10 protein-coding genes are annotated in these 9,758 nt (G+C 49.4%); 2 read left to right on the top strand and 8 right to left on the bottom strand.

The features are described from left to right. Together KDK18_RS04255 and ilvD are read left to right on the top strand one after the other, a co-directional pair. Positions 1-762 (top strand): DUF3581 domain-containing protein (locus KDK18_RS04255; RefSeq protein ID WP_257253446.1); only part of this gene is annotated, 762 nt, incomplete at its 5' end. A 150-nt stretch (positions 763-912) separates the two neighbouring features. Next, a complete protein-coding gene (gene ilvD / locus KDK18_RS04260; RefSeq protein WP_257253447.1) occupies positions 913-2,754 on the top strand; it encodes a dihydroxy-acid dehydratase in 1,842 nt (613 codons plus the stop codon). Between the two features lie 122 nt (positions 2,755-2,876). On the opposite strand, the gene KDK18_RS04265 is transcribed toward ilvD, so the two are convergent. The 8 genes from KDK18_RS04265 to KDK18_RS04300 all read right to left on the bottom strand — a co-directional run. Beyond that, positions 2,877-3,308 carry a type II toxin-antitoxin system VapC family toxin gene (locus KDK18_RS04265; protein ID WP_257280051.1) on the bottom strand — a complete coding sequence of 144 codons (432 nt, stop codon included), beginning with the start codon at positions 3,306-3,308 and terminating at the stop codon, positions 2,877-2,879. Next, a complete protein-coding gene (locus KDK18_RS04270) occupies positions 3,305-3,544 on the bottom strand; it encodes a type II toxin-antitoxin system Phd/YefM family antitoxin (RefSeq protein WP_257253449.1) in 240 nt (79 codons plus the stop codon). Before KDK18_RS04270 ends, KDK18_RS04265 begins: the two co-directional genes overlap by 4 nt. Before the next feature lie 277 nt (positions 3,545-3,821). Then, positions 3,822-4,439, bottom strand: a complete 618-nt coding sequence (locus tag KDK18_RS04275) for a LysE family translocator (protein WP_257253450.1) — start codon at positions 4,437-4,439, stop codon at positions 3,822-3,824. A gap of 42 nt (positions 4,440-4,481) precedes the next feature. Further along, on the bottom strand, positions 4,482-5,873 hold the full coding sequence (locus KDK18_RS04280) for a sodium-dependent transporter (protein WP_257253452.1): 1,392 nt from the start codon (positions 5,871-5,873) through the stop codon (positions 4,482-4,484). A 172-nt stretch (positions 5,874-6,045) separates the two neighbouring features. Then, positions 6,046-6,927: a hypothetical protein gene (locus KDK18_RS04285; protein ID WP_257253453.1), complete on the bottom strand. Its 882-nt coding sequence runs from the start codon at positions 6,925-6,927 to the stop codon at positions 6,046-6,048. Between the two features lie 293 nt (positions 6,928-7,220). After that, positions 7,221-8,282 carry a DNA polymerase III subunit delta gene (gene holA / locus KDK18_RS04290; protein ID WP_257253454.1) on the bottom strand — a complete coding sequence of 354 codons (1,062 nt, stop codon included), beginning with the start codon at positions 8,280-8,282 and terminating at the stop codon, positions 7,221-7,223. Beyond that, positions 8,279-8,842 (bottom strand): hypothetical protein, encoded by a 564-nt coding sequence (locus tag KDK18_RS04295; protein WP_257253455.1) that lies wholly within the window; start codon positions 8,840-8,842, stop codon positions 8,279-8,281. Before KDK18_RS04295 ends, holA begins: the two co-directional genes overlap by 4 nt. A gap of 177 nt (positions 8,843-9,019) precedes the next feature. Beyond that, positions 9,020-9,758: hypothetical protein (locus tag KDK18_RS04300; RefSeq protein WP_257253456.1), on the bottom strand; the 739-nt coding region annotated here is incomplete at its 5' end.

Consider the following 9,758-nt stretch of genomic DNA (forward strand, 5'->3'; position numbering starts at 1 on the left):
GGATTGAGCGCTGGTCATGCTCCTGCAAGATCAGGCCAACAGAATAAGATTATGTTTTTAGACCAATATTGTACGGAGCTGGAAAATAACCAGTTCTCATTCAGTCGCCAGCAGTCCAGTGATTTTGCCAAGAATATCGCCAATGACTTCAACCCGCTGCATGATGTGGACACTAAGAAGTTTTGTGTGCCCGGTGATCTTCTTTTCGCCAAAATCCTGAGCTCTGAAGGGCTGTATCCCGACATGAGGGTGATTTTCAGCGGTATGGTCAGCGATGGCGTTACCCTGTCAATAGCAGATGCCAGGAATGGTGACAAGATTATTTGTGACCAGAGTGAGAAGGAATACCTCCGGGTTGAGCACAGTGGTGAGCAAACAAACGATGCCGATATGATTGCAAAGCTGGTCAAGGCATATGTGGCGTTCTCGGGTGAAAACTTTCCTCATGTGCTGGTGCCACTGATGAAAGAAAAGAATGTCATGATTAATGTGGCAAGGCCTCTGGTTATCTATGAAACCATGTCGGTTCATCTGGAAAGGATTGATCTGAAAGATCCGGTGATAGAGGCTTCCCAGTCTTCTTTGGAAGTGAATGGCAAACGTGGCAATGTCACCCTGGGTTTTATCTTTAAGGATGGTGATAAAGTCGTGGGACAGGGGAAGAAAACCATGGTTCTGGCCAACTTGCGGGAATACGATCAGTCTACCATAGACAGTATGGTCAATGAGTATAATCGCCGCCGGATAGAGCACGCAGTTTAATTCTTGTCCTGCATTATCTTTCGGGAGCCTATCAGGCTTCCGTCATTCTGTTATAATCCCGAATCCGCCAAGGAAGACAATAGATAGCCTCCTTCCCAGAGAGCTTCTCAAACATCAGGATCAAGAACCAGAGAGAAAGGATAGTGAGTCATGCCTGCATACCGTTCAAGAACCTCGACCCACGGTCGTAATATGGCTGGAGCCCGCTCGCTTTGGCGTGCCACGGGTATGAAGGATGATGACTTCAAAAAGCCTATTATTGCCGTAGCCAACTCTTTTACCCAGTTTGTTCCCGGCCATGTTCATCTAAAAGACATGGGACAGCTGGTGGCCAGAGAAATTGAAAAGCACGGTGGTGTAGCCAAAGAATTTAATACCATTGCCGTCGATGACGGTATCGCTATGGGTCACGATGGAATGCTTTACTCCCTGCCCAGTCGTGACATCATCGCTGACTCCGTTGAGTATATGGTGAATGCTCATACTGCAGATGCTCTGGTCTGTATCTCCAACTGCGACAAAATTACGCCCGGAATGCTCAATGCTGCCATGAGACTGAATATCCCTGTTATATTCGTCTCAGGCGGCCCCATGGAAGCCGGCAAAACCAAGTTGGCTCAGCACGGCCTGGATCTCGTCGATGCCATGGTGATTGCCGCTTCGGATGCTGATGATGAAACGGTTGCTGAGTATGAGCGTTCAGCTTGCCCAACCTGTGGCTCCTGCTCCGGCATGTTTACGGCCAACTCCATGAATTGCCTGACGGAGGCATTGGGTCTGTCCTTGCCGGGTAATGGTTCCATGCTCGCCACTCATGCTGATCGTGAGCAACTCTTCCTCGAAGCCGGTCGACGGATTGTCGATATCACTAAGCGATACTACGATCAGGATGATGAGTCTGTCCTGCCTCGCGCTATTGCCAGTTATAAGGCCTTCGAAAATGCCATGAGTCTGGATATCGCCATGGGCGGCTCCACCAATACCATTCTGCATTTGTTGGCTGCGGCACAGGAAGCTGGAGTCGATTTCACCATGAAGGACATTGATGCTCTGTCTCGTAAGGTGCCTCAGCTTTGCAAGGTGGCACCTAATATCCAGAAATACCATATGGAAGATGTCCATCGTGCTGGTGGAGTGTTTGGCATTCTGGGTGAACTGGATCGGGCAGGACTGTTGAATAACGATATCCCCATGGTTCACAGTGAAACTGTGGCCGCAGGTTTGGCAAAATGGGATATTAAACAGACCGGTGACGAATCGGTACGGACTTTCTTCAAGGCGGGTCCTGCGGGTATTCGTACGACACAGGCATTCAGTCAGGACACTCGCTGGCCAACGTTGGACGATGATCGCGAGTCAGGTTGTATCCGGAAACTGGAAAGTGCGTACAGCACTGAAGGGGGGCTGGCGGTTCTGACGGGTAATATTGCCTTGGACGGTTGTGTGGTAAAAACGTCTGGCGTCGATGAGAGTATTCTGGTTTTCGAAGGACCTGCTCATATCTGTGAGAGTCAGGAAGATGCGGTCAGTGATATTCTCGAAGGTCGGGTAAAATCCGGTGATGTTGTCATCGTCCGTTACGAAGGCCCTAAAGGTGGCCCGGGTATGCAGGAAATGTTGTACCCAACCAGTTACCTGAAATCCAAAGGTCTGGGTAAAGAGTGTGCGCTGCTGACTGATGGTCGTTTCTCTGGCGGTACATCCGGGCTTTCCATTGGTCATGCTTCTCCTGAAGCGGCAGCAGGTGGCAACATTGGTCTGGTGGAAAAGGGTGATATCGTTCGTATCGATATCCCAAACCGTACCATCGACGTAAAGTTGTCTGATGAAGAGCTGGCTGAGCGTCGCACCCAGATGGAAGCGAAAGGCAAAGCCGCATGGAGGCCTCTGAAAGAAAGGCCTCGTAAGGTTTCTGCCGCACTGAAAGCCTATGCGGCTATGGTGACCAGTGCCGATAAAGGTGCTGTCAGAGACGTGTCACTTCTCGACTGATTGTGACTGATGAACGACAGGTTGTATTTTGTATAGAGCCTGTCGTGTACTTTACATATCTTAAAAAATAAAAAATTCAGGACAACGAGTCTTTCTGATGGCGAGAACATTCTCTGCACTGGTTAACTTTTGAGATATAGCTTCACGCTTGCTTTTTTTGCAGCATTCGCCAGTGCATCATCCAGAGTGGCAAGTGGCAGACCTTCACGAATTGCCAATTCTAAATAGGCTGCATCATAACTACTGAGATTGTAATTTCTGGCAAGCCCCAGTGTTCGACTAAACGCCTGATTAGCCGTTAACGGATCAGCGAAAATAGGCAGATTTTCCAGCTGAGCAAGAAATCCTTCAGACAGGGCAATCTCTACATCACCTCTGTGCTCTGACCGAGACACTACATTACACACTTCCAGATGCCAGAGATTTGGAACAATTGCGTCAACCGAAACCAGTGTGGCCATAACATCCTCGGCATACTGCTGATCAGCAGCATCTTCTGTTTTCAATAGCCAGCGCATAGTTACAGAATTGTCTAACACGAAATCTGTCATCATCGGCGACCCTCTTCACGCAGAGCTTTCAAATCAACATCAGATATGGTTGGTTTCTTCATCTTTAGTAGATTATTAATGGCTGCTTTAGCCCTCAAACGACTTTTAGCTCGACTGGGGATCAGGTCAGCAATAGGTTTACCACGGTTAGTTATGGTAAAAGCTTCTCCAGCCTCAACACGGCGAAGAATTTCTGGGAGCTTGGTTTTTGCATCATAAGAGCCAATTTCTTCTGGCATTTCAGCGGCCTCTTTTTTTGGATTGTATAGACCAGTATACTAGTCTATTGTTTCTGTGCAACATAAATGAACCGTCTGAAATACTCATACCCAAAGGGAAACTCAACGATTGATAGACTGGTTTTATAAACCGGGATTTTTAGACTAATTTGCTGACAGCGCACGACTGCATTGAGGCATGAGCAGGAGCAGGAGCAGGAGCAATTGCCGCGAAGAGCAGTCTATTCTCGGTCGAGCTCATAGGGACACAAAATGGAGGCATGGATTGATCCGGGGATTAGATCATTAAAATTCTCAACGCCACCAGAATCAATAATCCACCGCACAGCCCGCTGATCAGTTTTGCTCTTTTTCTCAATGTTGGCAGGATACTGGCGTGTCCAGCAACACCAGCAATCAAACAGTACCAGAGGCCGTCACATAGAGTCGCCATAAGAGCCATTAGCAGCTGCGTTGTCAATGTGGTTTCAGCGTTAACGAACTGACTGAACAGAGCCAAAAAGAAGACGGCGATCTTGGGGTTAAGAAAGGAGATCAGGAATCCATCCAAAGCGGCCTGACGAAGAGAAAGTGATGAGGCATGTTGTCCTGATGCATCACCAATCAATGTTCCACTGGCGCTGATAGCTTTGTAACCCAGCCAGATCAGGTACGCGGCACCCAGCCAGGTCATCAGCTTAAACAGCCATGGAGTCCGGGTAATGACAACCGCTATACCGGCGGCTACCAGAAAAGCATAAATACCAATACCCGCTGCATGAGCGAGGGCGGTCACCAGGCCATGATGTCTTGAACCCTGGAGCGTACTTTTCATGACTGCGGCGAGGCTGGGACCCGGAGATATCGCCCCGAGGACGCAGACTGCCAATAGGGATAACCAGGATGATGCGCTCATGGATTCAACTTCATTGTCAAAAAGGCTGCGCAGTATAAGGGATCAGAGATTGCTCAGAAAGATTATCAGAATCAGACCCGGACAAATGGTCCTGATATACCAGGGCCAGATCTTCCAGAACAGACTCTTCCGGATTTCAGGAAAGCCCTGACTCAACGCTTTGAGCAGGCGATTTTGACGCATGATCCAGCTGCCGTAGATGGCAATTATCAGGCACAGAACGGGTTGCAGATACTGAGTAGCGATCTTAACGGTCAAGCCAAGAAGCGTTTCAATGTGATAAATGATCAAAACCGACAAGCAGGCTGAGATCACCGTAATACACCAGCTGGCACGGTGGCGTTGGAAAGAGAGCTTTTCAACCATAAAGGCTACGGTCGGCTCGGTCAGAGAAATTGATGAAGTCAGCGCGGCAATCGTTAGCAGCACGAAGAAAGCCAGGGCAACCAGCTGTCCAGACACTCCCAGTTGGTTAAATAAGGTTGGCAGTACGTTAAACACCAGCGTGTCAGCACTGTGGAGTTGTCCTTGAGCAGTGTAGATCTCTATACCCTGCTGCATGGCCGCATACATACAGGGAATGATTAGCATGCCGGCCAGAAACGCCACTGAACTGTCGACCAGTGCAACTTGAAAAGCAGTGAGTGGAAGGTTGGCTTTTTTACTCAAATAGGAGCCATAAACCATCATGCAACCCACACCCAGAGACATGGAAAAGAAAGATTGCCCGAGGGCTGAAATCAAAAGTTGTTGATTCAGCAGTTTGGAAAAGTCTGGAATCAGATAGACTTTTAAACCCTCCATACCACCGGGTCGGCTGAGCGCGAAAACAATGAGCACAGACAGAATAATGAACAGGGCGGGCATCAGTCTGTTACACCATCGCTCTATACCCTCTTTAACCCCTCCGTTGACGATCAATGTTGTCAGAGCCATGAACATCAGAGTGACCAGAACCGTCGAGTATATGTTGAAATCGGTCAGCCAGGTGGCCACCGTGTGCAGGCCACTCAATTCGAAGATCGGGGCCAGAGAGAAGCCTGTGAACCAGCCCCCGACAATGCTGTAAAAGCTGTAAATCAGAGTCAGTGTCAGCAACCCCATGATGCTGGTGATAAAGCCCAGCGCTCTGACCCAGTTTCTGTTATCCAGGTTGGTCATAGCAGTGACCGAGTTGGATTGACTGTATCGACCGATAGTGAGTTCAGCCACCAGAGTTGGGTAGGCAAGAATGAATGAAAAACAGAGATAGACCAGAACAAAGGCTGCACCGCCATTTTGTGCCGTCTGGGTTGGAAAACTCCAGATGTTGCCGACGCCCACTGCGCAACCGGCAGCGGCAATAATAAAGCCCAGTCTGCTACTGAACTGGCCCCTGGTGGCCTGAATGTTGTTGCAGGCTTGTGGCAGAGTGGATCTATTGTGGTCAGACATTCCATTCAGGGACTGTTAGTCCGCCTGCTTATTTTTTGATATGGCTTGTTCAATGCAGCTTACCCATTGTCTGATGAGCCGGATTTATCTGCACAGGGCTAACAGGGGATCCGCTGTATCAGTAAACCTCAAAACTATAGCAACGATTTTGAGGTTTGCTTTTTGTCTTTATCTACTTGTTGGGGCGAATGAACAGCAGAGGCTTGCCTTTTTCCAGTATATAGGGGTAGGCAATGGTTTTGTTGTCGTCTCCAATACCTACTTCTTTGGGTGCCATGTAAAAGTACGTCCATCCTGGCAGGCGGGCACTTAGCTTCTGATAGAAGACATTCTCGCTAATGCTTTCCAGTCCTTCACCCTGGGTGATGGACAGTCGTGGGAAAGCGTCATCATCCATAGCTGAGAAAAACCAGGCTGGCTCTCCCGCGATGCTGAAATAGGAGAAAGGAGGAGCCTGGTCTACAGCTGTTGGAACCGGGATATAAAGGCTCAGAACACAGTTCATACGGGCAAAAGAGCAAGTGGCGCCGGTTTGTTCCAGGTACCACTGCTTGAAAGCCAGACCATTATGCTGATAAGGCGTTTTGATCGGCTTGTACTTGTAATTCATGTCGTTAAGGACGGTCATGGCGGAGCGGGTAAGCATCCGCTCCATCGTTTCTCTGGCTCGGATCTCATCTTCGGCCATGGTGATGGGCATCCAGGCAAATAATCTGTGGTGGTCATAATGGCTGGCGCCCGGTACAGTCCATCCCCAGTAAAAGTGTTCAAAAGCGCCATAAGGTTTGACATTTACACCCACAACACCGCTGGCGGCACCGTAGGCAGGGTGGGAGATATTACCCAGTTTGTAATCCTCTAGCTTGCCTTCCTTGCTATAAGCTCCTGCCGGCAACTGCTGGTCATGCACGTGTTCGTGCATGCCGCCTGCATAAGTCAGGTTTTTGGCCTTGGACCATTTTTCGTTATAGGCCCCTTTATGGTTTGACAGGTTGAAGGCACAGCCTGCTATCAGCATTGCAGCAGCTGCTCCCAGCAGGTTTCGAAAAATCATATCCATACACTCCTGTGCGCGGTTTCGGATCTCTCGAACCATCGGCTCAGCTTTAGGAGCCTTTATAGAAGTCGTTCGCTTGTTGCGAATGCGTCTAGTAGGCAGGGTTATTTAGTGCAATAAGAAATTATAAGCGACTAATTAAAGACAGAATGAGTTTAATGTTTGAGTCTGAAGAAAATTTTTAGCCAGACGTCTGACGGTAACAGTTTTCTGCTTGATGCCATTAAAAACATGAGGTCGCTGGTGATGGCAATCAGTGAAACTCACGGAGAGTCATCATGGAGATAGCCTCAAGCGTTTGAGGCAGATTCTGGCGTGAAGGCTGGCATGCCGGCCAGGCTGAGACTCAGGGTCAGTAATTCATCCCAGCTGTTGAGTTTTTCGAGCCCTTTGACACCTTTGTCAATATGGCCGGTGTGGATCAGCATTTGTCTAAAGGCACGTTCACTGTGACGACCCATACATTTTTCCAGCAGGTTTTTGCGTTTCTTGAGAATAAAGGGTGACATGCCATGAATTTTGGCCGCCTGATCATAAGCCACATTGGACGAGATACCCCGGGATTTTAAGCGGCTGAGATGGCTGAGCAGCCGCACGTCACGTGCCAGAGCCCAGAGTACAACCGGTGGCTCGATGCCTTCGCTTTTCAATCCACCCAGTATTCTGACCACGGACTTCGAATCACCATTCAATGCTGAGTCAGCCAGCTGGAAAACGTCGTAGCGGGCACTGTCAGAAACCGCTTCCCTGACGGTTTCCACTTCAATCTTTTTACCGTCCGCCAGTAGCTTCAGCTTTTCAATTTCCTGTGAGGCGGCCAGCAGGTTTCCTTCAATGCGTTCGCAGAGCAACGAGAGAGCGTCCTGACTGGCCTCAAACCCCTGACTTTTCAGACGTCGGGCAATCCAGCCCGGCAGCTTGTCATGTTCAATAGGCCAGACAGGAATAAACAGTCCTTTCTGTTCCAGAGTCTTGAACCATTTCGCCTTTTGACTGGCATTATCAAGGCGGTCGGTAATGATCAGCAGCAGGTTGTCAGGGGAAAGATGTTTCAGGTATTCCTGAAAGGCCTTGCGGCCGGCATCACCCGGCTTGCCATTGGGCATCCTGACCTCAAGGATCTGCTTTTCAGCAAACAGTGAGAGGCTGTTGGCTGCTTCCAGAAAATCACCCCAGGCAAAACTGTTGTCGACATGGTAAACGTGACGCTCGGTGAAACCCTGTTTTCTTGCTTCTTGCCGGATTTGATCGCAACACTCCGAGACTTGCATGGGTTCATCGCCACTGACTATGTAAACAGCGGAGAGTTGTCGCTTGAGCTGGGCACCGAGTTGATCGGGTCTGATGTTCATTGTTGTGCTTTGAGCGCCTCGCGCTCGGTCTCACGGGCTTTGCGGGCTCGCTCTTCTTCCTGGCGAAGCACATCACCGGAAATACCGGCTACCCTGCGGACACTGGTCAACAACAGTTCCTGACGAAGCTGATCAAAGATGATGGCTTCTTCGCTCTGAGCTGCGTTGGTCAGGTTCCTGTCCTGGAACATGAAACGCTCATTGGAGAGTACAATGGGGTCAAAGAGTTTCAGACCATCATTCGTGCTGAGCTGGTAGGTTGCTTTCAGGGTCAGCAGGCGTTCGTACTGACCGGCACTGGCCTGAATCTCATCGCCAGTCGTGCGCTCCAGACTTACCAGTTGCAGGTGGTAGTGGGCATTGTCTGTGATCTCAATACCACTCAGTGTCAGGGCTTTTTTTAACTCCCTGACAAAAGGGAGGTCACTCCCTGAGACAGACAGCTGGGCAATTTCACTGGCAATATCGACCTTGCCCCGCAGCTGAAAGCCGCAGGCTGTCAGCAGACTGGTGATCAGTAGCAGGGGCAGAATGGCTCCTGTATGAAAGCGTCTTGTCATGATCTCTCCAAATCGCGCTCAGGGCTCAGTTTTTTTTAGCTCAGGGCTGTTTTAGCTCAGGGCTGTTTTAGCTCAGGGCTGTTAAAGCTCAGGGGGGCGGCATGCTAGCACGCCATCCCCTAAAGGTTAACATTGGAATGCCTGCCTGTGTATCGTTGCCTCAAAGAGTTTACTGGTTCAGATCTCATCGGGATTAAAGTGCTTTTCCATAGGGCGACGAATCCCGAGTCCTTTGTGGACGATTCTTCGCATATCCATCTTGAACTGTTTTATCTGTTCATTCCTGTCAGCGGTATCCCGGATCAGGTAACCACCGGCCCGGGCAAAGGCCTGTTTATTGATGACCTCTTCCAGTTCGATGTCGACACCGCTGACGCCATAGACATTACTTTTAGTGGGTTCAATCCCTTTCCGGGTCATCTCTCTGGCGTACTCGACGGCTTCTGAGAGGTGTTTGTTAAATCGCTCGATAAAGTCAACGTTATCAAGCTGTGGGCCGGTCACACAGAAGTGAAGGGCTTCGGGGTGATTCAGCCCGTTAAAGCGCCATCTTGGCTTCATTCTACCCATGTAATCCTTAATGTGGTTCACCTTGAACGTATTCTCTCTTGATTTGAAAGCCAGACACATGGTGTGTTCACCCATGACGTGCAGTTCGGGAAAGTTCTGGATGATTTTTACCATTTTGGCCGCAGTATCATAGATTTGCTGAGCCCTGAGTCTGTACCCTTTTTTTCCATACTTCAGCATGGCTGCCCAGGGGGCTGCGAAGAGTCCTGTGGAGATACTGCCTTCGAGGTTGGCAACTGCATACATACCGCCTTTCCACTCGGTATCGACAAACGCCAGGTAATCGGATAAGTCACGGTTTCGCATCAGTAATACTGAGTTACTTTTCAGAGAATAACCGTACTTG

Source organism: Endozoicomonas sp. SESOKO3, assembly GCF_024606255.1.

Coding starts and splice junctions, on each gene's coding strand:
- KDK18_RS04275 (WP_257253450.1), bottom strand. CDS start 4,439: ATGAGCGCATCATCCTGGTTATCCCTATTGGCAGTCTGCGTCCTCGGG.
- KDK18_RS04265 (WP_257280051.1), bottom strand. CDS start 3,308: ATGATGACAGATTTCGTGTTAGACAATTCTGTAACTATGCGCTGGCTA.
- KDK18_RS04295 (WP_257253455.1), bottom strand. CDS start 8,842: ATGACAAGACGCTTTCATACAGGAGCCATTCTGCCCCTGCTACTGATC.
- KDK18_RS04280 (WP_257253452.1), bottom strand. CDS start 5,873: ATGTCTGACCACAATAGATCCACTCTGCCACAAGCCTGCAACAACATT.
- KDK18_RS04270 (WP_257253449.1), bottom strand. CDS start 3,544: ATGCCAGAAGAAATTGGCTCTTATGATGCAAAAACCAAGCTCCCAGAA.
- ilvD (WP_257253447.1), top strand. CDS start 913: ATGCCTGCATACCGTTCAAGAACCTCGACCCACGGTCGTAATATGGCT.
- holA (WP_257253454.1), bottom strand. CDS start 8,282: ATGAACATCAGACCCGATCAACTCGGTGCCCAGCTCAAGCGACAACTC.
- KDK18_RS04285 (WP_257253453.1), bottom strand. CDS start 6,927: ATGATTTTTCGAAACCTGCTGGGAGCAGCTGCTGCAATGCTGATAGCA.